26 protein-coding genes are annotated in these 25892 nt (G+C 71.3%); 16 read left to right on the top strand and 10 right to left on the bottom strand.

Going from position 1 to position 25892, the window contains the following annotated elements; genetic code table 11:
• On the top strand, window positions 1-121 hold a 121-nt coding region (locus DJ010_RS19595; protein ID WP_146207348.1), incomplete at its 5' end, for an integrase core domain-containing protein.
• Between the two features lie 139 nt (window positions 122-260).
• On the opposite strand, the gene DJ010_RS19600 is transcribed toward DJ010_RS19595, so the two are convergent.
• Genes DJ010_RS19600 through DJ010_RS19615 form a run of 4 tightly spaced genes read right to left on the bottom strand, consistent with a single transcriptional unit; the run spans window position 261 to window position 5180 of the window.
• A complete protein-coding gene (locus DJ010_RS19600; protein ID WP_245927723.1) occupies window positions 261-1439 on the bottom strand; it encodes a hypothetical protein in 1179 nt (392 codons plus the stop codon).
• The gene (locus tag DJ010_RS19605) at window positions 1436-2332 is read right to left on the bottom strand and encodes a TIGR03619 family F420-dependent LLM class oxidoreductase (protein ID WP_109696967.1); all 897 of its coding nucleotides are present in this window, start codon (window positions 2330-2332) and stop codon (window positions 1436-1438) included. The genes DJ010_RS19600 and DJ010_RS19605 overlap by 4 nt, the downstream gene beginning before the upstream one ends.
• A 41-nt stretch (window positions 2333-2373) precedes the next feature.
• Window positions 2374-3774 (bottom strand): calcium-binding protein, encoded by a 1401-nt coding sequence (locus DJ010_RS19610; protein ID WP_158283074.1) that lies wholly within the window; start codon window positions 3772-3774, stop codon window positions 2374-2376.
• A 35-nt stretch (window positions 3775-3809) separates the two neighbouring features.
• Window positions 3810-5180, bottom strand: coding sequence for a calcium-binding protein (locus tag DJ010_RS19615; RefSeq protein ID WP_109696972.1), 1371 nt, complete (start codon window positions 5178-5180; stop codon window positions 3810-3812).
• Window positions 5181-5324: 144 nt separating this feature from the next.
• Between DJ010_RS19615 and DJ010_RS19620 the strand changes: the two genes are divergently transcribed.
• The 7 genes from DJ010_RS19620 to DJ010_RS19650 all read left to right on the top strand — a co-directional run bounded on the left by DJ010_RS19620 (window position 5325) and on the right by DJ010_RS19650 (window position 11159).
• Window positions 5325-5807 (top strand): nitroreductase/quinone reductase family protein, encoded by a 483-nt coding sequence (locus tag DJ010_RS19620; RefSeq protein WP_109696974.1) that lies wholly within the window; start codon window positions 5325-5327, stop codon window positions 5805-5807.
• A 72-nt stretch (window positions 5808-5879) separates the two neighbouring features.
• On the top strand, window positions 5880-6311 hold the full coding sequence (locus tag DJ010_RS19625; protein WP_109696976.1) for a nuclear transport factor 2 family protein: 432 nt from the start codon (window positions 5880-5882) through the stop codon (window positions 6309-6311).
• Between the two features lie 45 nt (window positions 6312-6356).
• A complete protein-coding gene (locus tag DJ010_RS19630; RefSeq protein WP_109696978.1) occupies window positions 6357-6935 on the top strand; it encodes a hypothetical protein in 579 nt (192 codons plus the stop codon).
• A 114-nt stretch (window positions 6936-7049) separates the two neighbouring features.
• Complete coding sequence (gene dnaK / locus DJ010_RS19635) at window positions 7050-8903, top strand: molecular chaperone DnaK (RefSeq protein WP_109696980.1); 1854 nt, start codon at window positions 7050-7052, stop codon at window positions 8901-8903.
• Window positions 8900-9523 (top strand): nucleotide exchange factor GrpE, encoded by a 624-nt coding sequence (grpE, locus tag DJ010_RS19640; RefSeq protein WP_109696982.1) that lies wholly within the window; start codon window positions 8900-8902, stop codon window positions 9521-9523. The genes dnaK and grpE overlap by 4 nt, the downstream gene beginning before the upstream one ends.
• Before the next feature lie 35 nt (window positions 9524-9558).
• The gene (dnaJ, locus tag DJ010_RS19645; protein ID WP_109696984.1) at window positions 9559-10725 is read left to right on the top strand and encodes a molecular chaperone DnaJ; all 1167 of its coding nucleotides are present in this window, start codon (window positions 9559-9561) and stop codon (window positions 10723-10725) included.
• A gap of 5 nt (window positions 10726-10730) precedes the next feature.
• On the top strand, window positions 10731-11159 hold the full coding sequence (locus DJ010_RS19650; RefSeq protein ID WP_109697210.1) for a heat shock protein transcriptional repressor HspR: 429 nt from the start codon (window positions 10731-10733) through the stop codon (window positions 11157-11159).
• Window positions 11160-11179: 20 nt separating this feature from the next.
• On the opposite strand, the gene DJ010_RS19655 is transcribed toward DJ010_RS19650, so the two are convergent.
• Entirely contained in the window at window positions 11180-11641 is a 462-nt protein-coding gene (locus DJ010_RS19655) for a hypothetical protein (RefSeq protein WP_109696986.1), read from the bottom strand.
• 227 nt (window positions 11642-11868) lie between these two features.
• On the opposite strand from DJ010_RS19655, the gene DJ010_RS19660 reads away from it, so the two are divergent.
• Window positions 11869-13221: a DUF445 domain-containing protein gene (locus tag DJ010_RS19660; RefSeq protein ID WP_245927724.1), complete on the top strand. Its 1353-nt coding sequence runs from the start codon at window positions 11869-11871 to the stop codon at window positions 13219-13221.
• Window positions 13222-13247: 26 nt separating this feature from the next.
• Window positions 13248-14189, top strand: a complete 942-nt coding sequence (locus DJ010_RS22525) for an Abi-alpha family protein (protein ID WP_245927751.1) — start codon at window positions 13248-13250, stop codon at window positions 14187-14189.
• Window positions 14190-14207: 18 nt separating this feature from the next.
• Here the strand turns inward: DJ010_RS22525 and DJ010_RS19670 are convergent, their stop codons facing one another.
• Window positions 14208-14717 carry a metallophosphoesterase family protein gene (locus DJ010_RS19670; protein WP_109696988.1) on the bottom strand — a complete coding sequence of 170 codons (510 nt, stop codon included), beginning with the start codon at window positions 14715-14717 and terminating at the stop codon, window positions 14208-14210.
• 102 nt (window positions 14718-14819) lie between these two features.
• Between DJ010_RS19670 and DJ010_RS19675 the strand changes: the two genes are divergently transcribed.
• The 4 genes from DJ010_RS19675 to DJ010_RS19690 all read left to right on the top strand — a co-directional run bounded on the left by DJ010_RS19675 (window position 14820) and on the right by DJ010_RS19690 (window position 21126).
• Window positions 14820-16145 carry a serine/threonine-protein kinase gene (locus DJ010_RS19675; protein ID WP_109696990.1) on the top strand — a complete coding sequence of 442 codons (1326 nt, stop codon included), beginning with the start codon at window positions 14820-14822 and terminating at the stop codon, window positions 16143-16145.
• A 109-nt stretch (window positions 16146-16254) separates the two neighbouring features.
• Window positions 16255-18864: an ATP-dependent chaperone ClpB gene (clpB, locus tag DJ010_RS19680; protein ID WP_109696992.1), complete on the top strand. Its 2610-nt coding sequence runs from the start codon at window positions 16255-16257 to the stop codon at window positions 18862-18864.
• 30 nt (window positions 18865-18894) lie between these two features.
• The gene (locus tag DJ010_RS19685) at window positions 18895-19752 is read left to right on the top strand and encodes an SGNH/GDSL hydrolase family protein (protein WP_109696994.1); all 858 of its coding nucleotides are present in this window, start codon (window positions 18895-18897) and stop codon (window positions 19750-19752) included.
• 255 nt (window positions 19753-20007) lie between these two features.
• A complete protein-coding gene (locus tag DJ010_RS19690; protein WP_109696996.1) occupies window positions 20008-21126 on the top strand; it encodes a hypothetical protein in 1119 nt (372 codons plus the stop codon).
• Here DJ010_RS19690 and DJ010_RS19695 read toward each other — a convergent pair.
• The gene (locus tag DJ010_RS19695) at window positions 21116-22291 is read right to left on the bottom strand and encodes a pyridoxal phosphate-dependent aminotransferase (RefSeq protein WP_281271152.1); all 1176 of its coding nucleotides are present in this window, start codon (window positions 22289-22291) and stop codon (window positions 21116-21118) included. The two genes, DJ010_RS19690 and DJ010_RS19695, sit on opposite strands and share 11 nt — an antisense overlap.
• Before the next feature lie 50 nt (window positions 22292-22341).
• On the opposite strand from DJ010_RS19695, the gene pyrE reads away from it, so the two are divergent.
• Entirely contained in the window at window positions 22342-22887 is a 546-nt protein-coding gene (gene pyrE / locus DJ010_RS19700) for an orotate phosphoribosyltransferase (protein ID WP_211318891.1), read from the top strand.
• Window positions 22888-22913: 26 nt separating this feature from the next.
• Here pyrE and DJ010_RS19705 read toward each other — a convergent pair whose 3' ends face one another.
• Window positions 22914-23681, bottom strand: a complete 768-nt coding sequence (locus DJ010_RS19705) for a DedA family protein (protein ID WP_245927725.1) — start codon at window positions 23679-23681, stop codon at window positions 22914-22916.
• 103 nt (window positions 23682-23784) lie between these two features.
• Here DJ010_RS19705 and DJ010_RS19710 point away from each other — a divergent pair, with 103 nt between their 5' ends.
• Window positions 23785-24432 (top strand): TrmH family RNA methyltransferase, encoded by a 648-nt coding sequence (locus DJ010_RS19710; protein WP_109697222.1) that lies wholly within the window; start codon window positions 23785-23787, stop codon window positions 24430-24432.
• Between the two features lie 3 nt (window positions 24433-24435).
• On the opposite strand, the gene DJ010_RS19715 is transcribed toward DJ010_RS19710, so the two are convergent.
• Together DJ010_RS19715 and DJ010_RS19720 are read right to left on the bottom strand one after the other, a co-directional pair.
• Complete coding sequence (locus tag DJ010_RS19715; protein ID WP_109696998.1) at window positions 24436-24933, bottom strand: SigE family RNA polymerase sigma factor; 498 nt, start codon at window positions 24931-24933, stop codon at window positions 24436-24438.
• The gene (locus DJ010_RS19720; RefSeq protein WP_109697000.1) at window positions 24930-25874 is read right to left on the bottom strand and encodes a hypothetical protein; all 945 of its coding nucleotides are present in this window, start codon (window positions 25872-25874) and stop codon (window positions 24930-24932) included. The genes DJ010_RS19715 and DJ010_RS19720 overlap by 4 nt, the downstream gene beginning before the upstream one ends.
• Window positions 25875-25892 lie beyond the last annotated feature (18 nt).

Genomic DNA, 25892 nt, shown 5'->3' on the forward strand with positions numbered 1-25892 from the left:
CGCCCGTCGAGCCGCGCTGGCAGGATGGCTGCACCAGTACAACCACCACCGGCCCCACTCAGCCCTAGGTGGCCTCCCACCCATCACCCGGTTGGACAACCTGGCTGGACATCACAGCTAGGCGAGGCCGTATCGAGACGCCTGAACCTAACTGCCGACCGCGGGGCCGTGGGCAGGGTTGCGGCCTCTCGATACGTCGCTCGCTGCGCTCGCTCCTACTCGACGACCGAGGCTCGACGATCGAGGAGACCGACGGCCGATCAGCTGATCATCCGGCGTGCCACGGCGCGCTGGCGTGCGGCGATGCGGGCGGCGTACTCCTCCTCGGTCAGGCCGGTGAGGCCGGGGAGGTGGGCCGGGACGTCGGCGAGCTTGACCACCTGCACGGTCGGGCCGTCGGCCTCGGTCAGGTCGCGCTCGAGCCGCTGCCAGCGCAGCATGATCGGCCCGGTGCGGTGCCCCGTCGTCTCCAGCCAGTTGGCGATCGGGGCGCCGTCCAGCGGCGGCCGCTCTGAGATCACGAACCGCATGATGCCGTCGTCGGAGGTGAACGCCTGCGCCTTCGTCAGCGAGGTCTGGTGGGTCTCGTAGTCGGTGGAGGCGTACCAGTCCGAGCCGATCTGGATCGCCTGGTAGCTGCAGTCCTCGCAGCGCGGCACCGAGACGATCATCGCCTCGTCCTCGGCCAGCTCGTAGTGGCCGATCGAGGAGAACTGCGAGGCCAGGCCGCCCGGCGTCGACTTCGGCACGGTCAGCGTGTTGACCGGTTCCTTGTACTGGAAGAACTGGGGGAACGCGAACCAGGTCTGGATCGAGCCGATCAGCGAGCGGGCGGCGACGTCGTACTTCTTGGCGAGGAGCTCGCGGGTCAGCGGCTTGCGCGGCTTGCCGCGGGTGTCGGGCCGCTCGATCGTGATCGTGCCGCGCTCCTCGTGGTCCCAGTCGTTGAAGACCTCGCGGACGATCAGCGTCTTGGCGCCGGGCTCGGCGACGTAGCGGAACTCGAAGGTCCCGTCGTCGGCGATGTCGAGCTCCCGGTCGTCGAACGCCATCAGGCTGGTCGCCGCCGAGTCGGCGGTGTAGGCCCCGCCCATCACCTGGAACGACAGGTCCGCCGACGTGCCGCGCCGGCCGCGGACGACGTACTCGACGCCCTCGCGCAGGTAGGCGTTGAAGTAGATGGCGTCCGGGTTGTCCAGGCCCTGCTTGGAGAACTGATGGGTCGGGTTCACGAACAGCGGCTGCTCGAGGTCGTAGTCGAAGGCGTTCTGCATCGCCATCCGGATCCGGCCGGAGAGGTACTCGTAGCCTTCGAGCCGGTCGGCCTCGGTCTTGATGAACGGTGCGTTCGCGATCAGCTCCTCGGCCTCGGCGATCGCGTCGGAGAGGGCCCTCGTCAGGTGCAGGCTGTTGGTGGTCGAGCTTGTCGAGACCGTCACGGGTTCACCTTCGCGATCACGTTCTCGGCGTACTGCTCGAGGTGCTTGATCTTCGTCTCCAGCGGCTCGGTGTCCGGCCCCTTGATGTAGGGGATCCGGAAGCCGACGATCGCGTCGGTGACGCCCTTGTCCTCGAGCCGCTTGATGCCGTCGACGGTGTAGGCGTCGTAGGAGATCACGTGGACCTCGAACTCGTCCGGTCCGCGGGTGTCGCCCTCCTCCTTCCGGATCTCGGCGAGCCGCGTCAGCAGCCGGTCGAGCTCCTCGCCGTCACCGCCGGCGTGCATCCATCCGTCGCCCTTGCGTACGGCGCGCCGCAGGGCGGCGTCGGAGTGGCCGCCGACGAGGAGCGGCACCTTCTCGGTCGGAGCCGGGCACTGCTGGAGCGGCTCGAAGTCGTAGAACTCGCCCTGGAAGCCGAAGAACGTGGGCTCGTCGCCGGGCTGCATGAGTCCCCGGAGGATGTCCATGCACTCGTCCATCCGCTTGCCGCGCCTCTCCCACGGGATGCCCAGCGCGGCGAAGTCCTCCGGCCACGGCGACAGGCCGACGCCGAGCCCGAGCCGGTTGCCCGACAGGAACGCCAGCGACGACGCCTGCTTCGCCACCAGCACGGGCGGCCGGATCGGCAGCTTGAGCACGAACGGCGTCAGCCGCAGCTTCTCGGTCACCGCGAACAGGTGCGCGCACAGGATGAACGTCTCGATGAACTCCTTGCCGAGCAGGAACTCGCGGTCCCCGGTGTCGGTGTAGGGGTACTTCGAGTCCGACTCCTGCGGGTAGATCAGGCTGTCCGCGATCGTCATCGACGTGTAGCCCGCGGCCTCGCAGGCCCGGGCGAGGGGGGCGTAGTACGCCGCATGGGTCATGCCCTCGGCGAAGGAGAAGCGCATCGCCCTAGACTAGAACGTGTTCTAGAAATGTGCCAGAGCGGTCATAACGGGTAGGTGTCCTGCCGCTCGCACGCGATGAAGGTGTCGCCGACGTCGAGACCGCAGTGGTCACGACCGGCACCGCCGTCGGCGGTGTCGTTGCCACCGATGCCGTCGACGCCGGAGAGAATGTCGGCTCCCCCGAGGCCGATCAGCGTGTCGGCGTCGCTGGCGGGGTCACCGGGAGCGCAACAGTAGCCACCCCCGAGGATGTTGGCTGCGCTGTTGCCCCTGATGACGTCGTCGCCGTCACCCCCGATCGCGTGCTCGAACCCCTTCAGCACGTCGGCCTCGCCGACGCCGCCGTTGACCGGCGTGGTGACGCCGAGGTCGACGACGAGGTCGTCGTCGCGGTCGGTGTAGCGGAGCCGGTCGCACGGAGCGGCGCCGCCGTCGAGCACGTCGCCGGGGCTGTACGACGACTGGACGATCTCGTCGCAGTCCCCGCCGGTCCTCACCGTGTCGGCGCCGAGGCCGTCGTCGACGTCGTCGCGGCCGCCTCCGCCGGTGACGACGTCGTCGCCGGCGCCGGCATAGACGCGGTTGCGGCCGTTGCCGGTCACGAGGACGTTGGGACCCTCTGTTCCGTAGATGGTGTCGTTCCCGGAGCCGCTGGTCGCGTTCTCGAGCCCGGCCAGCATGTCGCCCTCGAAGCCTCCGTCCGTTCCGCTGGTGCGGATCCCCGAGAGGTCGATCAGCACGGCCCCTTCCCCTTGCGGGCCGCGGGACCGCAGCGCATAGCTGACCTCGTCGACTCCCTCGCCGCCGGAGAGCTGGTCGTCGCCGTCGTAGTTCTTGCCCTGGAGCAGCCTGTCGTCGCCAGGGCCGCCGTCGACGGTGTCGGCGCCCGCCAGGTCGGTGATGGTGTCGGCTCCGCCGTTGCCGAGGAGCACGTTGGCGCCGTCGGTGCCGGTGATGGAGTCGTCCCCGCTGCCGCCGGTCGCGTTCTCGAAGAACCGCAGGGTGTCGTTCTCGCCCGGCCCACCGTCGTCGGCGAACGCCGTCGCGAGCTTCACCCGAAGGTCCGCGGAGCGAGCCGAGTAGTCGGCGGTGTCCGCGCCGGGGCCGCCGTCGACGCTGTCGCCCCGGTCCTGGGCGGCCCCGGCGACGAGGACGTCGTCGCCGGCCTCGAGGAAGACCTTGTCCTTGCCGGCGCCGTCACGGACCACGTCGTCGCCGTCGCCGGCACAGATCACGTCGTTGCCGGCGCCGCTGTCGATCGTGTCGTCGCCGGCCGAGCCGACGATGACGTCGACGCCCGGGGTGCCGGCGACGGCGCCGGCGCCGACGATCGTCGCCGCGACACCGTTGCAGGACTTCGCTGCGACCGCTGTCGGGCCGGCAGCAACGAGCCCGACCGCTGCGGTCGCCGCAGCAAGGGCCAATGCGAGGGAGCAACGCATGGGCACCATTGTGACCTAAGTCTCAGATGGAGGCCTCAGAACGCGTTCACCGTCTCGACAGCGGTGACGTTGTCCCCGGTGTCGATGAGGGCGGTGTCGACGCCGAAGCCGCCGTTGGCGGTGTCGTTGCCGCCGACGCCGTCCCGCGTGTCGAGGGTGTCGTTGCCCGCGACACCGGCCACCGAGTCGGCGCCCGGGCCGCCGATCAGCAGGTTCGGGCCGCCGGTGCCGGAGATCGTGTCGTCGCCCGAGCCGCCGGTGGCGTTCTCGAAGCCGCGCAGGACGTCGGCCTCGCCGCCGGCGCCGTTGACCGGGTTCGGGATGCCGATGTTGATGGTGACGCTGGCCGTGCGCGAGCCGTAGTCGATGACGTCGCAGGCACCGCCCGCAGCCTGGATGTCGTCGGTGCTGACGTCGACCTGGAGCACCCGGTCGCACTCGCCGCCGGTCGAGACCAGGTCCGAGCCGGCGCCGTCGTCGACCAGGTCGATGCCGGTGCCGGTGGTGATGTTGTCGTTGCCGTCGAGGCCCTCGACGACGTTGGCGCCGTTGCCGGCCACGATCACGTTGGGGCCGTCGGTGCCGATGATGTGGTCGGGGGCTGCGCCGCCGCGGGCGTTCTCGAACGCCGAGAGGGCGTCGCCCTCCGCCGGCTGGCCGCTGGTGCCCTCGGTGCTGTCGATGTCGATCGTCACGCCGCCGAACGCGGTCGCAGGCCGGGCGGCGTAGCTGATCTCGTCGACACCGTCGCCACCGTCGAGGACGTCGCCGTTGTCCTTGGTGACACCCTGGCTGATGACGTCGCTGCCCGGTCCGCCGTAGACGGTGTCGGCGCCGGCCTGGTCGGTGATCTTGTCCGCGCCGTCGCCGCCGTCCAGCACGTTGGCGCCGTTGGAGCCGATGAGCGTGTCGTTGTTGCTGCCGCCGGTCGCGTTCTCGACAGCGAGCAGCCGGTCGAACTCGGCCTCGCCGCCGTCGTCGGCGCCCGCGTTGATGCTCAGCTTCACGCCGGTCGCGCGGGCGGAGTAGTCGGCGGTGTCGGTGCCCGCGCCGCCGTCGACGACGTCCTGGACGTCCTTGAACTGATACGCGACCGCGCGGTCGTCGCCGCCCTCGAGGAAGATCTTGTCCTTGCCGTTCCCGTCGCTGACGAGGTCGTTGCCGTCGCCCGCGCAGACGATGTCGTCGCCAGCGCCCGCGTCGATGAGGTCGTCACCGCTGGAACCGACGATCACGTCCTTGCCGGGGGTTCCGTCGATCTCGCCGGCGCCGACGATGGTCGCGGCGACGCCGTTGCACATCTCGTCGGCGGCGGTGGCCGGCTGGCCCAGCGCGACGAGGCCGGCCGCCGCCGTGGCGGCGGCGAGAGTGAGGTGAAGGCGCCGCAAGGCGCGCAGGTCCGACATCGTGAAGCCCCCATGGTCGAGAAGTGGTGGGCACAGTCGACTCCTGTGCGCGTGCCTCCGCAACCGGAACGGAGACTTTGCCCGTTTAGATCGCCTAGGCGGACGGCGCGAGAACCTGTTCTAGAGATCTGACACAGTGAGCCCATGGCAGTGAAGGAGAAGCCGCAGGGCCTCGACAAGCCGATCGTCGGCAAGATCATCAAGTACGGCGCGCGCCTGCACGTCCCGGTCTACCGGATGACGAACGGCCGGATCGGCAGCAAGTGGCGGATCGGCGCGGGCTGGAAGAAGCCGGTGCCCACGCTGCTGCTCGACCACGTCGGCCGCAAGAGCGGCAACCGGTTCACGACCCCGTTGCTCTACCTCGAGGACGGCCCGCGCCTGGTCATCGTCGCCTCCCAGGGTGGGCTGCCGAAGAACCCGCAGTGGTTCCACAACCTGGTCGCGAACCCCGACACCCTCGTCGACCTGCCCGGCGAGCGCCGTCGCCCGGTGCGAGCCAGGGTGGCCGACCCGGGGGAGCGGGCCGCCCTGTGGCCGCGCCTGGTCGACCTCTACGCCGACTTCGAGAGCTACCAGGCCTGGACCGAGCGGGAGATCCCGGTCGTGGTCCTCGACCCGCGCTGATCTCGACAGGCTCGATCACCAAGGAAAGAGCTCGATCACCAAGGAGAAGAGCTCGATCACCAAGGAGAACAGATGGACCTCGCCGAGCTGAGCGACCGCACCGAGATCAACGAGACGCTCAACCGCTACACGATCGCCATCGACACCGGGGAGTTCGACCGACTCGACACGGTCTTCACCCCGGACGCCCAGATCGACTACACGGAGTCGGGTGGGATCGCGGCCGGCTACGCCGAGGTGAAGCCGTGGCTGGCCGAGAACCTGCCGGCGTTCTCGACGAAGCGCATGCACACGCTGGGGCAGGTGGCCATCACGTTCGCCAACACCCGCGACGAGGCCCGGGTGACGGCGTACTTCCACAACCCCATGCTCATCGCCGACGGCCAGGGCGGTGAGCGCCTGGTCGAGGTCGGCGGGATCTACCACCACACCTTCGTGCGTGCCGACGCCGGCTGGCGCTCGCGGCGGCTGCACGAGCAGGTCGTCTGGACCCGCGGATTCTGAGACCGGGATTTCGTCCACCTTGCGCGGGTCCGCGACAATGAGGACGTGAGCGACGAGGAGCGGCAGAGGCGCGAGAACCCGGTGCTGACCGGGCTGATCGCCCTGGTCGCCGTCGCCGTCGCCGTGGGGCTGGTGCTCGGCGGCGTCGCGCTCGTCGGCTCCCGGATGCTCGGCCTCACCGGCGACGACGCCGACTCCGTCGGCGCGACCGAACGGGAGTCCGCGGTCATTCCACGCCCCCAGAAGACCTCCGCCACCGGTCCCCAGGTCACGCTCAACACCCAGTCGAGCGACGAGTTCGCGACCGACGAGGTCGAGACCGACGACACCACGACCAAGGAGCCGAAGCAGGAGAAGGCGATCACGCTCCAGGCCGGCCAGACGGCCGTCGGCAACTTCGAGCGGATCGACCTCACCGGGGTCTATCCCGGCGGCGAGGGCGCCATCCTCCAGGTGCAGCGGATGGAGAGCGGCGTGTGGACCGAGTTCGACGCCACGATCCCGGTCAGCGGCGAGACCTTCGTGACCTACGTCCAGTCCGCGAGGACCGGGGTCAACAAGTTCCGCGTCGTCGACAACGCCACCGGCGAGACGTCGAACCCGGTCACCGTCACCGTCGGCTGACCTGCTGGGAACAACCCGCCTGGTTCCTCCGTTGAGCCTTGTGTCAGACTTGAGTCAACTCGACTCAACTTATTTGCTGGACGTCTGATCCAGAGCGCAACGGAGGAGCAAACCATGGCACGTGCTGTCGGCATCGACCTCGGGACGACCAACAGCGTCGTCTCGGTCCTGGAGGGCGGCGAGCCCACCGTGATCGCCAACGCGGAGGGGGCGCGCACCACGCCGTCCGTCGTCGCGTTCGCCAAGAACGGTGAGGTCCTCGTCGGCGAGGTCGCGAAGCGTCAGGCGGTCACCAACGTCGACCGCACCATCCGGTCCGTCAAGCGCCACATGGGCGAATCCTGGAAGACCGAGATCGACGGCAAGGACTTCACCCCCCAGCAGATCAGCGCCTTCATCCTGCAGAAGCTCAAGCGTGACGCGGAGGCCTACCTCGGCGAGACCGTCACCGAGGCCGTCATCACCGTGCCGGCGTACTTCTCCGACGCGCAGCGGCAGGCCACCAAGGAGGCCGGCGAGATCGCGGGCCTCAAGGTCCAGCGGATCGTCAACGAGCCGACCGCGGCCGCCCTGGCCTACGGGCTCGACAAGGGCGACGACCAGACCATCCTCGTCTTCGACCTCGGTGGCGGCACGTTCGACGTGTCCCTCCTCGAGATCGGTGAGGGCGTCGTCGAGGTGAAGGCCACCAGCGGTGACAACCACCTCGGTGGCGACGACTGGGACAACCGGGTCGTCGAGTGGATGGTCAAGAAGTTCAAGGACGGCAACGGGGTGGACCTGTCGGCCGACAAGATCGCCGCGCAGCGCCTCCAGGAGGCCGCGGAGAAGGCGAAGATCGAGCTGTCGTCCTCGAGCGAGACCACCATCCACCTGCCCTACATCACCCACGGCGAGGCCGGCCCGCTGCACTTCGAGGAGCGGCTGACCCGCGCGGAGTTCCAGAAGCTCACCGCGGACCTGCTCGACCGCACCAAGAAGCCGTTCGAGTCGGTCCTCAAGGACGCCGGCGTGCCGGTCTCCCAGATCGACCACGTCGTGCTCGTCGGCGGCTCCACCCGGATGCCGGCCGTGACCGAGGTCGTCAAGGAGCTGCTCGGCGGCAAGGAGCCCAACAAGGGCGTCAACCCCGACGAGGTCGTCGCCGTCGGCGCCGCGCTCCAGGCCGGCGTGCTCGCCGGTGAGGTCAAGGACGTGCTGCTCCTCGACGTCACCCCGCTCAGCCTCGGCATCGAGACCAAGGGCGGCGTGATGACCACCCTGATCGAGCGCAACACGACGATCCCCACCAAGCGCAGCGAGATCTTCACGACCGCCGACGACAACCAGCCGTCGGTCGAGATCAAGGTCGCGCAGGGCGAGCGCCAGATGTGGGCGCAGAACCAGCCGCTCGGCAACTTCGAGCTGACCGGCCTGCCGCCGGCGCCCCGGGGCGTGCCGAAGATCGAGGTCACCTTCGACATCGACGCCAACGGCATCGTCCACGTCTCCGCCAAGGACCAGGCGTCCGGCCGCGAGCAGTCGATGACGATCTCCGGCGGTAGCGCGCTGTCGAAGGACGAGATCGACCGGATGATCCGCGACGCCGAGCAGTACGCCGAGGAGGACGCCAAGCGTCGCGAGGCCGTCGAGATCCGCAACCAGGGCGACCAGCTCGTCTACACGACCGAGAAGTTCCTCGCCGACAACGGCGACAAGATCCCGGACGACGTGAAGACCGAGGTCACCGCCGACGTCGAGGCGCTCAAGACCGCGCTCGCCACGGAGGAGACCGACCCCGAGAACCTCCAGGCGGCGATCTCCAAGCTCGGCGAGTCCAGCCAGAAGATGGGCGCGGCGATGTACGCCGCCGCGGAGGCCGACGCCGCCGCGGCCGGTGGCTCCACCGGCGCGACCGGTGAGGCCGACGACGACGTCGTCGAGGCCGAGATCGTCGACGAGCCCGGCTCGGAGGACGAGGCCAAGTGACCGACGGCGACCCGACGCCCGACCCGGTCCAGCCGACGCCCGAGGAGCCCACGGCGGACGAGCCGACGGCTGACGAGGTCAGCTCCTCGACCGACGCCGAGGACGTCGTCCCCGAGGAGGTCCCGGCCGCTGCCGGGGCCTCCCCGGAGGGCGCGGCCTCCGCGGACGCCGGGCCCGAGGGCGACGAGCTCGCGGTGACCAAGATGGCGCTCGAGGAGCGGACCCTGGACCTCCAGCGGCTCCAGGCCGAGTACGTCAACTACAAGCGCCGGGTCGATCGCGACCGGGAGCTGATCCGCGAGAACGCGACGTACGCCGCGCTCACGCCGATCATCGACGTCCTCGACACCATCGACCGCGCCCGCGAGCACGAGCCCCTCGAGGGCGGGTTCAAGGCCGTGGCCGAGCAGCTGGAGAACGTCGTGGCGGGGTTGGGCCTGGTGAAGTTCGCGGAGGCGGGCGATCCGTTCGACCCGACCGTCCACGAGGCGCTCTCGCACATCGGCACCGACCCCGAGGTCGAGGTGACGACGTGCAAGGTCGTCGCGAAGGCCGGCTACAAGATCGGCGACCGTGTGGTGCGCGCAGCGCAGGTGCTGGTCGTGGATCCTGCCGAGTGAGCGTGTCCGTCCGAGTCTTCTGAGGGAGGTGTGCGATGAGCAGCAATGACGGGATCCGGTCCGACTGGGCCACCAAGGACTTCTACGCCGTGCTGGGCGTGAGCAAGTCGGCGTCGGGCGACGAGATCAAGAAGGCCTACCGCAAGCTCGCGCGCGCCAACCACCCCGACTCGCACCCGGGCGACACCGCCAAGCACGAGAAGTTCAAGCAGGTCGCCGAGGCCTACGACGTCATCGGCGACGCGGAGAAGCGGAAGAAGTACGACCAGGCCCGCGAGCTGTTCGCCTCCGGCGGGTTCCCGGCCGGCGGCGCGGGGTTCTCGGGGAACGTCAACATCGAGGACCTGCTGCGCGACCGGGCCGGCGGCGGCGGGTTCGGCGACCTGTTCGGCGACTTCCTCGGGTTCGGGGCCGGCGCGCGGCGCCAGCAGCCTCGCCCGGCCCGCGGGGCCGACCTCGAGACGTCGACGACCATCGGGTTCGTCGAGGCGCTCGAGGGCATCACGGTCTCGCTGCCGGTCGCGTCCGACGCGGCCTGCCCGACCTGCTCGGGCACCGGCGGCAAGCCCGGCACGTCGCCGCACCGGTGCCCGACCTGCGAGGGCACCGGCTTCGTCGTGGCCTCGGTCGGCGGCGCGTTCTCGATGAACGAGACCTGCCCCGGCTGCGGCGGGCGGCAGCTGGTCTACGACGAGGCGTGCCCGACCTGCCACGGCCGCGGCCGCGGCCGCGCCAGCCGCACCATCCAGGCGAAGGTGCCGGCCGGCGTCAAGGACGGCCAGCGGATCCGGTTGCGCGGCAAGGGCGCGCCGGGGGAGCGGGGCGGTCCGGCCGGCGACCTCTACGTCACGGTGCGGGTGCGGCCGGACCGCGTCTTCGGACGCAAGGGCGAGAACCTGACGATCGACGTACCCATCTCCTTCACCGAGGCCGCGCTCGGCGCGCAGGTGAAGGTGCCGACCCTGGGCGGCGAGCCCGTCACGCTCAAGATCCCGGCGGGCACGCCCAACGGCCGCACCTTCCGGGTGCGGGGCAAGGGTGCGCGCAAGGCCGACGGGAGCAGGGGCGACCTGCTGGCGACGGTCGAGGTGCAGGTGCCCGCGCACCTCAGCGACGAGGCCCGTGCGGCGCTCGAGGCGTACGCCGCGGCCACCGCCGGCACGCCGTTGCGCGCCGGGCTCTTCGAGACGGCGGAAGGATGAGGGTGATGGCGAACCCGTTCGGATCCGAGCCTCCCGCACCCGACGCTGCCGTCTTCGTGATCAGCGTGGCTGCCGAGCTCAGCGGGCTGCACCCGCAGACCCTGCGCACCTACGAGCGGATGGGCCTGATCACGCCGGGCCGGTCCGCCGGGGGCGGCCGCCGCTACTCCTACCGCGACATCGAGCTGCTGCGTGCGATCGCCGACCTCACCAGCTCCGGCATCGGCATCGAGGGCGTCCGGCGGATCCTCGAGCTCGAGTCCGCGGTCGCCACCCTCCGCGCCCAGCGCGACGAGCTGCTCGCCGAACTCGAGGCGGCCCACGAGGCGCTGCGCCAGGCGATGACCGCGCGGCCGGGTGCCCCGAGCAAGCTGCCCGCCGTACGCCCCCAGCACCCGTCGCAGTCGATCGTCGTCTGGCGCCGCACGACGTAACACCGCCGCACGGCCGCTCACTACTGGTTGATGATCTCCGCGCAGGTCGTGCTGCCCCAGGTCACGTAGGCGCCGACGTCCTCGTTGGTGATGACGTCCTCGCCGCCCTCGGGGTGGTCGATGAGGTACTCGAAGCCGCGGCGCGCATCCTCGGGGATGTCGGCCGGAGTCCCGGTCGCTGCGAGCTGCACGGCGGCGTCGTCGCCGCTGACCAGGCCGCTCGTGGCCGCGAAGGTCTCACAGAAGTCCTCGACGCTCGCGTCCCGCGGCGCGTCCGCGCCGACCGGTCCGTCGCCGTCGGAGTCTCCGGAGTCGCCCGAGTCGCCCGAGTCGCCGGAGTCGCCGGAGTCGCCGGAGTCGCCGTTGCTCTCGCTGCTGCTGTCGCCGCCGCCGTTGCCGCTGTCGTCGTCGCCGTCGTCACCGTCACCACAGCCCGCTGCCGCCAGCAGGACCAACGCCGAGAGCCACACCCTGGTCTTCATCTTCCCCAACCTTCCGAGCCACGGGCCGAACCGAGCCGTCGGCGCACCGCTGAGCCATGCCTACCGCCCCGGGACGTGTCGCACCAGACCCGTTCGGACCAGAGGTTATGTGCGACAGTCCGTAGCGCGGATGCCTGTCCCGGCCATGGGGCCAGGCACTACCCTCGGGGCACTCGGTGGACGACGGGCCCCATGGGGCGGCCCGGTCGGTGGACAGGGGTACAGGCGTGGACGCGGTGTCGGACTTCTTCCGTGACTGGGCCAGCGGTGACCTCACCGGCTCGCACGGGGTCGACTGGTTCGCGTTCGTCTCGATCCCGTTCTTCACCGGCATCATCGGCTGGCTGATCAACTGGTCCGGCCTCTGGATGCTCTTCAGCCCGGTGAAGTTCTACGGGTTCAAGATCCCGGGTCTGCGGGAGCTGGCGACCGTGATCCCGCGCAAGCTGCAGGAGGTGCCGGGCATCCCGTTCGGGAGGGTCGGCTGGCAGGGCATCGTCCCCGCCCGTGCCGCCAAGATGGGCAGCATCGCCGTCGACAAGGTGATCGCGAAGCTCGGCACCCCGGCGGAGTTCTACGCCCAGCTCGAGCCCGAGGAGATCGCGGCCCACATCGTCCGGGTGTTCGAGCCCGACCTGCCGCAGATGGTCGACCAGATCATGATGCGCGAGCACCCGCGGCTCTGGCGCGACCTCCCGCCCGCGCTCAAGCAGGGTGTGATCTCCCGCGTCCAGGCCCAGCTGCCGGCCGTCGTCACCACGATCACCGACGAGATCGGCGTGCACATCAACCAGCTGCTGGACCCGAAGATCATGGTCATCGACCACTTCCGGAAGAACCCGGACCTCGTCGTCCGCTGCTTCCGCGACGTCGGGAAGAAGGAGCTCAACCTGATGGTGGCCTTCGGGTTCATCTTCGGGTTCCTGCTCGGGATCCCGGTCGCGATCGTCGACCAGACCTGGCACATCTGGTGGTTGCTGCCTCTGCTCGGCGTCGTCGTCGGGTGGGTCACCAACGCCCTCGGCATGTGGCTGATCTTCGAGCCGCCGGAGCCCAGGCGGATCCTCGGCATCAAGGTGCAGGGCCTGTTCCTGCGCCGGCAGGACGAGTGCGCCGAGGTCTACGCCAGCATCATCGCCGACGACGTGATCACCCTCGAACGCATCGGGGACTTCCTCATGGACGGCCCGCGGGGCGACCGGACCCGCCAGATGATCGCCACCGCGATGCGACCCGCCATCGACAAGGCCGCCGGCCCGCTGCGGGGAGCGGCCAAGGTGGTCGTGGGTGCGGAGAAGTTCGACCGGATCCGCGAGTCGTTCGCCATGGAGGCCGTCGGGCGCACGATCATGCCGTTCCGCGACCCGTCGTTCAGCAAGCGGCAGTCGGAGAAGATCCGGGTCCTCATCGCCCGCCGCACCAAGGAGCTCCCGCCGAAGGACTTCGTGGAGATGATGCGCGCGGCGATCAAGGAGGACGAGTGGATGCTCTACGCCCACGGCGCGATCATGGGTGCCGCCGGCGGGATCATCCACCTCGGCCTGTTCAATTGGGGTTGGATCCCCGGCTTCCCGCCGTGACCACCGGAAGGCGCTGCTGAGTGACGATGACCGACAGGGACAGGGACCTCGACCTCGATCGGGACGGCCTGCCGCGGCTGCCCGCGGTCGCGAACGGCAGTCCGGTGGCGGAGTCCCTGCCGGGGCTGGCGCGGGTGGCCGGCACGGCCGCGCTCAACACCGCCGGCTGGGGACTGCGGACGACCGCGCGCAACTGGCGCCGGGTCGGCCGCGCGGCCACCAACCGCGACGAGGCCGTCGCCCTGATCCGCGAGGTCGGGACCGTCGTCGGCACCGTCGGCGACATCGCCCGGCAGGTCGCGGACGGCGTCCCGGTCGGTACGGCGCTCCTCAAGGCCGGTGAGCAGCTCGGCGGCGTCGTCTCCGGCTCGCCGTCGCGAGCGCACGAGAACGGTCGCGTGGTCGGTGGGGAGGTGACCGGCGAGCGACCCACCACGCTGCGCGAGCGCGGCCAGGAGCTGCTGGAGAAGTCCCGCGACGTGTGGGCCACCGACGACCGGCACCCCGCGTTCGACCGGATCCTCGACGACCTCGCGCCGGACGAGGCGCGGATCCTGGTGATGCTGCTGAAGAACGGCCCGCAGCCCAGCGTCGACATCCGCACCGGCGGCCCGGTCGGGATGGTCAGCAGCCAGCTCATCGCGCCGGGGCTCAACATGGTCGGTGCACGGGCCGGCCTCCGCCACCTCGACCAGGTGCCGTCGTACCTCAACAACCTGTTCCGGCTCGGCCTGGTCTGGTTCTCCCGCGAGGCGCTGCGTGACCACATGGAGTACCAGGTGCTCGAGGCGCAGCCCGACGTGCTCGACGCGATGCATTCGGTGAAGTTCGCCAAGGTCGTGCGCCGCAGCATCCACCTGACGCCGTTCGGCGAGGAGTTCGTCAAGCAGGCACTGGTCGACGAGGTGACCGCCGAGAGCCCGGAGCTCCCGGAGCACGACGCACCGCCGGAGGGCGCTGGCGACTGACGGGTCGGCGGGCTGCCGTCAGCGGTCGCGCACGACCCGGTGCAGCTCGACGTCGGCCAGTCGGCCGTCGGCGACGACCGCGGTCAGGTACGTGCAGTGCGGCTGCCGGCGGCGGTCGGTCGGAGACCCGGGGTTGAGCAGCCGCAGCCCGGTGCCGGTCGTGGTGTCCCAGGGGATGTGGCTGTGCCCGAAGACCAGGAGGTCGAGGTCGGGGTAGAGCGAGCTGCACCGCTCCTCCCGACCCTTCGCGGCACCGGTCTCGTGCACGACCCCGAGCCGCAGCCCCTCGACCTCGATCCGCGCCACCTCCGGGAGCCGCTCGCGCAGCTCCCCGTGGTCGTTGTTGCCCCACACCGCCACCAGCCGCCGGGACCGGGCCTCGAGCTCGTCGAGGAGGGCGACGTCGACCCAGTCGCCCGCGTGGACCACGAGGTCCGCCTCGTCCACCGCCCGCCACAGCTGGGCCGGCAGGTCCCGGGCGCGCTTGGGGACGTGGGTGTCGGCCGTGAGGAGCAACCGGGTGGACATCACCTCACGGTACCGACGGCCGGGTCGACTGGCGGGTGCCGGAACGGGTAACTGACCTCCGCCGAACGCCCACGCCTGCGCACGACCCGACGGAGCTCCGAGATGACCGACCCAGCACCGATCGTGCTGAACGACCGCTACGAGCTCCGGGGGCTCATCGGCCGCGGCGGGATGGCCGAGGTCCACCGCGGCTGGGACCGCACCCTCGCCCGGGAGGTCGCGGTCAAGGTCATGGACGGCACCGTCGCCGGCGACGTCGAGCGCCAACGGTTCGCGTCCGAGACGCGGCTGCTCGCCGGCCTCAACCACCGCAACCTGGTGATGCTGCTCGACGCGGGCGTGGACGACCCCGATGGCGCCGCGCGCCCGTGGCTGGCGATGGAGCTGGTCGACGGCACGACGCTGGCCGACCGGATCGCCGCCGGGCCGATGGCGCCCGACGAGGTCGCCGCGATCGGCACCGACCTCGCGAAGGCGTTGGCCCACGTGCACGCACGTGGCATCGTCCACCGGGACGTGAAGCCGGCCAACGTGCTGCTGGGACCGGCCGGCACCACCAAGCTGGCCGACTTCGGGGTCGCGCGACTGATGGACGAGCAGACCGGCTACACCAGCACCGGCTTCATCATCGGCACCGCCTCCTACCTGGCGCCGGAGCAGGTCGAGGGCCTGCCGGTGACGGGTGCCTGCGACGTCTACGCGCTGGGGCTGGTGCTGCTCGAGGCACTGACCGGTCGCCGGGCGTACGGCGGTGCGCCGACCGAGGCCGCGCTGGCGCGGCTCCACCGCAGCCCGCTCATCCCGGTCTCGCTCGGTGCGGCCTGGGCCCACCTGCTCGACGAGATGACCGCCCGCCGGGCCGCCGACCGGCCGGCTGCCGGGGAGGTCGCCGCACGGCTGGCAGTGCTCGGGACGGCCGGGGCCGTGGTCGCGCTCGACCCCGCCCACGGCCCGGTCGCCACCGCGCCCCGACCCGTCGCGACATCGGTCGTCACCCCGGCGGCCGGCCGGCGCGTCCCGAGGCTGGGCCTGCGCGCCGGGGTCGCCGCGGCTGCGCTCGTGGTCGCCGCCGCCGGCGCGGTCTGGGTCAGTGGTGGCACCGGTTCCGAACCGCCTCCGGCAGGCGCGGCCGAGCGGACGGCCGGACCCCCGTCGGCGGGCAGGGGCGTGCAGCCGTCGCAGAAGCCCTCCTCGTCGCTCTCGACGCCGGCGGGACTGACCAGCCCCGCCCAGCAGGAGCCGAAGCGGACGAAGGCCGTGCAGCCGAAGGTGAGGAAGGCGAAGAAGTCCGGTCCCGCCAAGGGCGGCGACCGTGCGACCCGTTCCGGACCGCCGCAGCACGCCCACGCCGGACCCGGGAAGAACCGGGGGAAGAAGCCCGGCAAGGGCCACGGCCGGGACCGGGGAAAGGGACCGGGCAGGCGGTAGCGGGTGGGGGGTCGAGCCGTTGCGAAATTCTCAAAGTTGAGTGGAACAGACTCAACTTTCGCGACGTTGGAGATGATGAGTTCGACCGACGTCACAGGAGCCGCCCATCATGAGCCAGTTCGGCGCCGACAAGTTCACCACCCGTAGCCGGGAGGCCATCGAGGCCGCCCAGCTCGCCGCGACCACCGCGGGCAACACCAGCATCGAGCCGATCCACCTGCTCGTCTCCCTGCTCCTGCAGGAGGGCGGCACCGCAGCCTCGATGATCGCCAAGGCCGGCGCCGACCCCGCCGCGCTGGTGCGGTCCGCGGTCGCCCAGCGCGACGCGCTCCCGAAGGCCAGCGGCGCGACCGTCCAGCAGCCCGCCGGCTCGGCCGGGCTCACCCGGGTGCTCGCGCAGGCACTCGACCTCGCCACCTCGCTGAAGGACGACTACGTCGCGACCGAGCACCTGCTCATCGCGCTCGCGACCGTCGAGAGCAGTGCCCGGCAGGTGCTGACCGACGCCGGCCTGTCCGAGGCCGGCCTCCGCGACGTGCTCACCGACGTGCGGGGCAACCGCCGGGTCACCTCGCAGGAGGCGGAGTCGACGTACGACGCCCTCGAGAAGTACTCCGTCGACCTCACTGCCGCAGCCGAGGAGGGTCGGCTCGACCCGGTCATCGGCCGCGACGCCGAGATCCGGCGCGTGGTGCAGGTGCTGTCGCGTCGTACGAAGAACAACCCGGTCCTCATCGGCGAGCCCGGCGTCGGCAAGACCGCCGTCGTCGAGGGGCTGGCCCAGCGGGTCGTCGCGGGTGACGTGCCGGACTCGCTGAAGGGCCGGCGTGTCCTCAGCCTGGACCTCGCGGCGATGGTGGCCGGCGCGAAGTACCGCGGCGAGTTCGAGGAGCGGCTGAAGGCCGTGCTCGAGGAGATCAAGGACGCCGGCGGCCAGGTCATCACTTTCATCGACGAGCTGCACACCGTGGTCGGCGCGGGCGCCGGTGGCGACTCCGCGATGGACGCCGGCAACATGCTCAAGCCGATGCTCGCGCGCGGCGAGCTGCACATGATCGGTGCGACGACGCTCGACGAGTACCGCGAGCGGATCGAGAAGGACCCCGCCCTGGAGCGGCGGTTCCAGCAGGTCTTCGTCGGCGAGCCGTCGGTCGAGGACACCATCCAGATCCTCCGCGGCATCCAGGAGAAGTACGAGGCGCACCACGGCGTGCGGATCACCGACGCCGCCCTGGTCGCGGCGGCCACTCTGAGCGACCGCTACATCACCGGTCGCCAGCTCCCCGACAAGGCGATCGACCTCGTCGACGAGGCCGCGTCGCGCCTGCGGATGGAGATCGAGTCCTCGCCCGAGGAGATCGACCAGCTTCGTCGCCAGGTCGACCGGCTGAAGATGGAGGAGTTCGCGCTCGCCAAGGAGAGCGACGAGGCCTCGATCGAGCGGCTGGAGGCGCTGCGCGCCGACCTCGCCGACAAGGAGGAGGCGCTTCGCGGGCTCGAGGTCCGGTGGGAGCGCGAGAAGGCGTCCCTCGAGGGCGAGGGCGAGCTGCGCCGCCAGCTCGACCAGCTGCGCATCGAGGCCGAGAAGCTCCAGCGCGAGGGGGACTTCGAGAAGGCGAGCGAGATCCTCTACGGCCGGATCCCGGCGCTGGAGAAGCAGCTGGCCGAGGTCGAGAAGGCCGAGGCCGCGCTCGACAGCGACCTCGAGCCGCTCGTGGGCGAGGAGGTCGGCGCGGAGCAGGTGGCCGAGGTCGTCGAGGCCTGGACCGGCATCCCCACCGGGCGGATGCTCCAGGGTGAGACCGCCAAGCTGCTGGAGATGGAGCAGGTGATCGGCGAGCGGCTGATCGGGCAGGCCGACGCGGTGCGCGCGGTCAGCGACGCCGTACGACGTGCGCGCGCCGGCATCGCCGACCCCAACCGACCCACCGGCTCGTTCCTGTTCCTCGGCCCCACCGGCGTCGGCAAGACCGAGCTCGCCAAGTCGCTCGCCGACTTCCTGTTCGACGACGAGCGGGCGATCGTCCGCATCGACATGAGCGAGTACTCCGAGAAGCACGCGGTCGCGCGCCTGGTCGGTGCGCCTCCCGGCTACGTCGGCTACGAGGAGGGCGGGCAGCTCACCGAGGCGGTGCGGCGCCGGCCGTACTCCGTCGTACTCCTCGACGAGGTGGAGAAGGCGCATCCCGAGGTCTTCGACATCCTGCTGCAGGTGCTCGACGACGGTCGGCTGACCGACGGGCAGGGCCGCACCGTCGACTTCCGCAACACCATCCTGATCCTCACCTCCAACATCGGCTCGCAGTTCCTGGTCGACCCGCTGCTGGAACAGGAGTTGGCGCGGGAGTCGGTGCTGGCGCTGGTGCGGCAGAGCTTCAAGCCGGAGTTCCTCAACCGGCTCGACGAGATCGTCACCTTCGACGCACTGTCGAAGGCCGACCTGGCCCACATCGTCGACCTCCAGCTCGCGCTGCTGGAGGAGCGGCTGGCGGTCCGGCGGATCACGATCGACGTCACCGACGCGGCCAAGGAGTGGCTGGCCGACGCGGGCTTCGACCCGGCGTACGGCGCCCGGCCGCTGCGCCGCCTGATCCAGACCGCGATCGGCGACCGGCTGGCGAAGGCGTTGCTCGCCGGCACCGTCGCCGATGGCGGCAAGGTCGTGGTCGACCGCGCTGCCGGCGGAGCCGGCGAGGGGCTGGAGCTGCGCGTCGGGTGACGTCGCGGGTCCTCGCCCGTTGACCACGTCATGAGGTCTCTGGCGGTCAAGGTGGGGGTGCTCGCCGTCGCGGCGGCGCTGGTCGGTGTGCCGGCGCCGGCGCCGGCGCCGGCGGAGCCGCCGCCCGCGGGCAGCCGGTACGTCGCGCTCGGCGACTCCTACTCCGCCGACTCGGGCGTGGGCCCGATGACGCCCGGCACCAACCCGGTCTGCCTGCAGTCGGCGCGCAACTACCCCAAGCAGGTGGCGGCCGAGCTCGGCCTCGACCTGGTCGACGTCACCTGCGGCGGTGCGAATGTCAACCACCTGACGACCGCGCAGTACCGCAACACCCCGCCGCAGCTCGACGCCCTCGACGGCACCGAGGACGTCGTCACGCTCGGCATCGGCGGCAACGACAACGGCCTGTTCATCAGCGCCATCCTCTCGTGCGGTGCGTTCGCCCCGGTCGCGGTCGTCGACCGCGGCGCGCCGTGCAAGCGGGCCTACGGCGACCGGTTCGACCAGCTCATCGAGGCCGACGCGCCCAACATCGGCGCCGCCATCCGCGCCATCCACGAGCGCTCGCCCGACGCCGAGGTCTTCGTCGTCAACTACCCGACGATCACCCCGGCCAAGGGCCGCTGCTACGCCAAGCTGCCGCTGACCTCCGGCGACACCGCCTACATGCACGCCCTCCAGAAGCACCTCAACGACGTGCTCGCCGAGCAGGCCGACCTCAACGACGCCACGGTCATCGACGTCTGGTCGGAGTCGATCGGCCACGACGTCTGCAAGCCGTGGGGTGTCCGGTGGGTCGAGCCCCCGCTGTCGGGCCAGCCGATCCACCCCGGGCTGGCCGGGGCCACTGCTCAGGCGCGGATCGTCGCGGCTGCGATCTCGGAGTAAGCCCTCCTCCTGAGCCGACCCGGCACAAACTCGCACCGGGAAAGCGCCGACCCGGCGCAAACTCGCACCGGGAAAGCGCCGACCCGGCGCAAACTCGCACCGGGAAAGCGCCGACCCGGCGCAAACTCGCGCCGGGCGGCCCGATCTGCGTGCGAGTTTGCGACGGGTCGAGCTGAAATCCGCGCGAGTTTGCGCCGGGTCGGTTGGATCGAGACCGATGGGGCTGCGCCATCACCCGTCTGGTGCAATGGACTCATGAGTCAGGATGCGCCCCGGCCGGGTCAGGCCACGTTCGCGGCCTGGCTGATCATCGGTGGGTCGGTGATCCTGGTGGTCACGGCGTGGCAGCGGATCTCCAGCCTGCACACGCTGGAGGTGCAGGAGGAGCTGCGACGGGTGCTCGCGGAGCCGCCGCTCAGCAGCAGCGGCCTCGGGTTCGAGGGCCTCAAGACCACGATCCGCGTCATGTGCATGGTCGCGGCGGCGGCGGCGACGGCATCGACGATCCTGGGGTGGCACGCGCTGAAGCGGTCGACCAGTGCTCGGCTGGCGCTCACGCTGCTGGCGCCGGTGGTGCTGATCGGCGGGTTCGCGACGGCGGGCATCTTCGCGCCGCTGGTCGTCGCCGGTGTGGTGATGCTCTGGTTGCGGCCGACGCGCGACTGGTTCGCCGGACGGCCGTGGGCGCCCGCGGTGTCAGCCGCCGGCCCGAAGCGCCCCGACCCGTTCGCGCCACGGTCCGCCGACCGGGCCGAGCCGGAGGAGCGGAAGCCGGAGCCGCCTCCGGCCCCAACCCGCCCCGGCCCCTACCAGGGGACGTACGGCGGACCGCCCCCGCCGGCCACCCCGCCGACCGACTCGCCGGCCCCGCACCAGCAGGCGCCCTACCCCTCCCCCAACCCGTACGCCCCGCAGCCCCACGCCCGCCCGCAGGGCTCGCCCACCGCCAAGCGGCCGGCCTCGCTCGTCGCGGCCTGCGTGATCACCTGGGTCACCACCGCGCTGGTCTCCGGTTTCCTGCTGCTGGTGTCGTTGGTGCTCGCGGTCGCACGCGAGGACCTCTTCGACGAGCTCGAGCGGCAGCAGCCCGACCTCGACCTCGGAGGCATGACGCACGCCGAGCTCGCGACCGGGATGTTCGTCGCGACCGGGCTGGTCGTCGTCTGGTCGGTGGTGGCGATGGTGCTCGCGGCTCTCGCGTTCCGCCGGATCGGCTGGGCACGGATCGCGCTCATCGTCTGCACCGGTGTCGCCGGCCTGGTGGCGCTCGCTGCCACGCTGGCCAGCCCGCCGCTCGTGCTCGTCCTCGGGGCGATCGGCGTGACGTTCTGGCTGCTCCTGCGCGCCGACGTCACCGCCTGGTTCAGGCGCTGAGGTCGGCCGCCGCGAGGCGGCGCAGCGCCTCGTCGATGACCTCGGTCTCCTTGCAGAACGCGAAGCGCACCAGCTGCCGCCCGGCACCGTCGGCGTCCGGGTCGTCGTAGAAGACCTCCATCGGCACCGCCACCACGCCCGCCCGGTCGGGCAGCGCGTTGCAGAACTCCCGGCCGCTCGACCAGCCGAGGTGGGCGATGTCGACGGTGGCGAAGTAGGTGCCCTGCGGGACGTACGGCGCCAGCCCGGCCTCCCGCAGCCCCGCGACCAGCCGATCGCGCCGACCCTGCAGGCTGCGCGCGAGGTCGGCGGGCCAGGATCCGCACTCGTCGAGCGCGGTCGCGACGGCGGGCTGCAGCGGAGCGCCGGAGGTGAACGTGAGCCACTGCTTGGCGGCGAACAGCGCGCCGACCAGGCCGGCCGGCCCGGTCGCCCAGCCGACCTTCCAGCCGGTGAAGGAGTAGGACTTGCCGGCGCTGGACAGGGTGACCGTCCGCTCCCCCATCCCCGGCAGGGTCGCGATCGGCACGTGCTCGTGGTCGTCGAAGACCAGGTGCTCGTAGACCTCGTCGGTGACGACCACCAGGTCGTGCTCGATCGCCACCGCCGCGACCGCGTCGAGCTCGGCACGGGTCAGCACCGTGCCGGTCGGGTTGTGCGGGGTGTTGAGCAGGAGTACCCGCGTCCGCGGACCGACCGCGCCGCGGAGCTCGTCGGGATCGAGGCGGAAGTCGGGGGAGCGCAGGGTGACCGGGCGCCGTACTCCTCCGGCGAAGGCGATCATCGCCTGGTAGGAGTCGTAGTAGGGCTCGAGCACCACCACCTCGTCGCCCGGGTCGACGAACGCGAGCAGCGCAGCGGCGATGCCCTCGGTGCAGCCCGTCGTCACGACCACCTCGGAGTCCGGGTCCAGCTCGATCCCGTAGTGCCGCCGCTGGTGGTCGGCGATCGCGGTGCGCAGCGCGGGCACACCGGGCCCGGGCGCGTACTGGTTGGCGCCGCCCTCGAGAGCGGCGACCGCACGAGCGATCACCTCCGGCGGGCCGTCGCGGTCGGGGAAGCCCTGACCGAGGTTGACCGCCCCCGTCCGCACCGCGAGGGCGGACATCTCGGTGAAGATCGTGGTCTCGACGCCGTCGAGGCGGCGTGCTCTACGCGCGGTCACCTCCTCATCCAAGCAGGAGCGCCGAAGGCGATCCTCTAGCCTTGCACTCCGTGACCACGACCGATCCCGACCTCGCCGCCGACATCGACGCCACCTGCCGTCTCAGCGGGGAGTTCACGCTCCGATCCGGCCAGGTGAGCAACGAGTACTTCGACAAGTACCTCTTCGAGGCCGACCCGCTGCTCCTCGCCCGCGTCGCGCGCGAGATGGCGCAGCTGCTGCCGGCCGACACCGAGCTGCTCGGCGGCCTGGAGATGGGCGGCATCCCGATCGCCACCGCGATCAGCCAGCTGATCGGCATGCCGGCGCTGTTCGTGCGCAAGGCCGTGAAGGAGTACGGCACCTGCAAGCTCGCCGAGGGCCCGTCGTACGACGGGAAGCGGGTCACCCTGATCGAGGACGTGATCACCACCGGCGGCGCCGTGCGCGACGCGACGAACGCGCTGCGGGCGGGCGGTGCGGTCGTCGAGACCGTCGTGTGCGCGATCGACCGCAGCCCCGAGGGCAGCAACCCGCTCGCCGACCTGGGCCTGGAGATCCGGGCGGTGCTCACCAAGGCCGAGCTGGACGCGGCGCGGGCGGCAGCGACCGCCTGACGTCGGCCGGGTGCCGGGCGTGGACGTCAGTCGGCGACCGGGGAGTCGATCTCGGCGGGCCCGACGATCTCGGGGGCGACGGCGACGTCCTCCTCGCTGGGAGCGTGCGCGCCGTGCCGCTTGTGCCGCCACCACTCCCACACGATCGGCACCAGGGTGAACGCCAGGATCGCGATGGTGACGTAGTCGATGTTCTCGCCGAGCCACGGGAACGCGGCGCCGAGGAAGTAGCCCAGCAGGGTGATGGAGACGACCCACAGGACCGCGCCGATCGCGCTCCAGACGAGGAACCGGCGACGCTCCATCAGGGTGACCCCGGCGACGACGGTGATGTAGGTGCGCACGAACGGCACGAACCGGCCGAGCACCAGCGCCTTGTTGCCGTGCCTGTCGAAGAAGGCGCTCGTCTTGTCGAGGTACTCCTTCTTCAGGATCCTGCCGTCGCGCTGGTAGAGCGGCGGGCCGATCTTGCGGCCGATCTCGTAGCCCGACCAGTTCCCGCCGAACCCGGCCACGATGAGCAGCGCCATCGCGATCACCAGCTCGACCGGTTCGTTCTCGATGCCGACGACGGAGTAGCCGGTCGCGTTGCTCCCGGCGATGAACAGCCCCAGCGCGAACAGCAGGGTGTCGCCGGGGAGGAACGGGAAGAACAACCCGCACTCGACGAAGACCATGGCGATCGCGATCCAGATGAACGCGGAGCCGTACTCGTGCTGCAGCCACTCGGGATCCAGCCACTCGATGCCGAGCAGCATCGGCACCACGACCGGGGTCGCGACCAGCGAGTTCACGCGGCCACCGTACCGGCCGATCCCAACCCGTGTGGTCGTTAGGGTGCCGTTCGTGGAGGTGGATCCGGACACACCCGAGGAGCAGCGGGCGCCGTACGACCCGATGCCGCACGGGCCGGCCGAAGTCGGCGTCGGGCCGTGGGAGGGGCGGTGGCCCGAGGGCGAGCAGTACGACGCCGCGCTCCTCGCCGAGGGCGACCGTCGCAATGTCGTGGACCGCTACCGGTACTGGTCGGTCGAGGCGATCGTCGCCGACCTCGACTCCCGCCGCCACGACTTCCACGTCGCGATCGAGAACTGGCAGCACGACTTCAACATCGGCACGATCGTGCGCTCGGCCAACGCGTTCCTGGCGCGCGAGGTGCACATCGTCGGCAACCGTCGCTGGAACCGGCGCGGCGCGATGGTGACCGACCGCTACCAGCACGTGCGCCACCACCCGACGGTCGCCGACCTGCACGCCTACCTCGCCGGGACCGACGACGGGCCGGTGCCGTTGCTCGGCATCGACAACCTGCCCGGCTCCGCGCACCTGGAGACGATGGCGGTGCCGCGGCGGGTCTGCTTCCTCTTCGGGCAGGAGGGCCCCGGGCTCTCCGACGCCGCCCGCGCCGCCTGCGACGGCACCTTCTCGATCGCCCAGTTCGGGTCGACCCGGTCGATCAACGCCTCCGCCGCCGCCGCGATCGCGATGCACGCGTGGGTCCGCGCCCACGCCGACCTCAGCGACGAGTCGGCCTGGCGGGGGTGAGCCTCAGCCCGCTTCGCTCGGCTCGAGGGAGAGCCGCAGCGTCGCCAGGCCGCGCGAGGTGTGGCTCTTCACCGTGCCCTCCGCGAGCCCCAGCTCGTCGGCGGTCTCGGTCACCGACAGCCCGAGCCAGTGCCGCAGCACCACCGCCGCGCGTTGCTGCACGGGCAGCGCCTGGAGCGCGGCGAACAACGCGGAGCGTTCCTCGACACCGGTCGGCTCGGGCGCCGGCCGGTCGGGCAGGTCGTCGGTCGCCTGCTCGCGCCGCCACGGCCGGCGCGACTCGTCGATGGCCGCGCGCACCAGGATCTTGCGGACGTAGGCGTCCTCGGAGCCGGCCCGCCGTACCCGCGGCCAGGCGACGTAGAGCTTGACGAGGGCGGTCTGCAGGAGGTCGTCGGCCCGGTGCCAGTCGCCGCACAGCGCATAGGCGACGCGGCGGAGGTGGGCGCGCCGGGCGGTCACGTAGTCGACGTAGGCCGCCTCCCGCTCGGTGCGGTTCACAGCAGCCCACCGCCGCCCTCGGCGTACCGCTCCTGCGCGAAGGCGATGAAGTCGGCGAGGTCCTCGACGTCGTACTGCTCCGAGGCCTTGGACGCCGAGACGGCGATGTAGTCGTCGGGGCGGCGGGCGACGACGTACCAGACCTGTCCGTCCTTGCGGACCTTCGCGACCCCGGACTCGCCGGGCGGCGCGAAGGAGGCGCCGAGGTCGGGGTCGTAGACCTGGTCGACGACCACGACGTCGTCGCTGACCGCGACCAGGCCGCGGGCCGAGGACATCGCCTTCGGGGCAAACACGACCAGGTCGTCGCGCGGCACGCCGGGCCAGTCGCCGGCAGCGTCGCTCCCCTCTCCGGTGCCGTCGCGTTTCTTGTCGGGACGGCTGCTCTTGATGTTGGGGCCGTTGACGTCGATCCACTCCTGGAAGTCGGAGTAGCCCTCCGACGGCGCGCGCAGGGTGGCGATCGTCATCCGGTGACCGAAGAGGAACCACTGGAGACGCGAGCCCTTGGCGACCTCGACCCCGACCGTGCCCGGGCCGTTCACCTCCTCGATGACCCGGGTGGCGGTCCAGCCGTCCCTGATCTCGAGCCGGCCGTCCGGACCGCGGCGGGCCGCGTCGGCACCGAACCACGGCTCCTCCCGGTCTCGCTCGGTCGAGTCCACGCCTTCGTCGGCAGGGTCGGAGGGCGAGGCGGAGGGCGAGGCCGTCGGCCCGCCGGCGAACCCGGGCTCCTGCGATCGCTGCCGCTCGGTGTCGCCGGGGGAGGCCGCCCACGCCGTACCGCCGATGACCAGAGCGGTCGCGACCACTCCGGCGCCGTACGCCAGCCGGCGTCGCCGCACGGCGCGGCGACCGAGCTCGAGGGTGGGGGCGAGCGCGGGGCCGTCCGACGGTGCGGCTCCGATGGCTGCGTCCAGCTGGTCGGCGATGTTCGGCATGGTTCCTCCGTCGGTCGA

This window comes from Nocardioides silvaticus (assembly GCF_003160695.1).
Classification (GTDB): Bacteria; Actinomycetota; Actinomycetes; order Propionibacteriales; family Nocardioidaceae; genus Nocardioides; species Nocardioides silvaticus.

Bases quoted from the DNA above. Each gene is read 5' to 3' on its own strand.
- DJ010_RS19720 (WP_109697000.1), bottom strand. From the start codon at position 25,874: ATGCCGAACATCGCCGACCAGCTGGACGCAGCCATCGGAGCCGCACCG.
- DJ010_RS19670 (WP_109696988.1), bottom strand. From the start codon at position 14,717: ATGTCCACCCGGTTGCTCCTCACGGCCGACACCCACGTCCCCAAGCGC.
- DJ010_RS19610 (WP_158283074.1), bottom strand. From the start codon at position 3,774: ATGCGTTGCTCCCTCGCATTGGCCCTTGCTGCGGCGACCGCAGCGGTC.
- DJ010_RS19685 (WP_109696994.1), top strand. From the start codon at position 18,895: ATGAGGTCTCTGGCGGTCAAGGTGGGGGTGCTCGCCGTCGCGGCGGCG.
- DJ010_RS19710 (WP_109697222.1), top strand. From the start codon at position 23,785: ATGCCGCACGGGCCGGCCGAAGTCGGCGTCGGGCCGTGGGAGGGGCGG.
- DJ010_RS19615 (WP_109696972.1), bottom strand. From the start codon at position 5,180: ATGTCGGACCTGCGCGCCTTGCGGCGCCTTCACCTCACTCTCGCCGCC.
- DJ010_RS19690 (WP_109696996.1), top strand. From the start codon at position 20,008: ATGAGTCAGGATGCGCCCCGGCCGGGTCAGGCCACGTTCGCGGCCTGG.
- DJ010_RS19625 (WP_109696976.1), top strand. From the start codon at position 5,880: ATGGACCTCGCCGAGCTGAGCGACCGCACCGAGATCAACGAGACGCTC.
- dnaJ (WP_109696984.1), top strand. From the start codon at position 9,559: ATGAGCAGCAATGACGGGATCCGGTCCGACTGGGCCACCAAGGACTTC.
- DJ010_RS19675 (WP_109696990.1), top strand. From the start codon at position 14,820: ATGACCGACCCAGCACCGATCGTGCTGAACGACCGCTACGAGCTCCGG.
- DJ010_RS19655 (WP_109696986.1), bottom strand. From the start codon at position 11,641: ATGAAGACCAGGGTGTGGCTCTCGGCGTTGGTCCTGCTGGCGGCAGCG.
- DJ010_RS19620 (WP_109696974.1), top strand. From the start codon at position 5,325: ATGGCAGTGAAGGAGAAGCCGCAGGGCCTCGACAAGCCGATCGTCGGC.
- DJ010_RS22525 (WP_245927751.1), top strand. From the start codon at position 13,248: ATGACCGACAGGGACAGGGACCTCGACCTCGATCGGGACGGCCTGCCG.
- DJ010_RS19605 (WP_109696967.1), bottom strand. From the start codon at position 2,332: ATGCGCTTCTCCTTCGCCGAGGGCATGACCCATGCGGCGTACTACGCC.
- clpB (WP_109696992.1), top strand. From the start codon at position 16,255: ATGAGCCAGTTCGGCGCCGACAAGTTCACCACCCGTAGCCGGGAGGCC.
- DJ010_RS19650 (WP_109697210.1), top strand. From the start codon at position 10,731: ATGGCGAACCCGTTCGGATCCGAGCCTCCCGCACCCGACGCTGCCGTC.
- dnaK (WP_109696980.1), top strand. From the start codon at position 7,050: ATGGCACGTGCTGTCGGCATCGACCTCGGGACGACCAACAGCGTCGTC.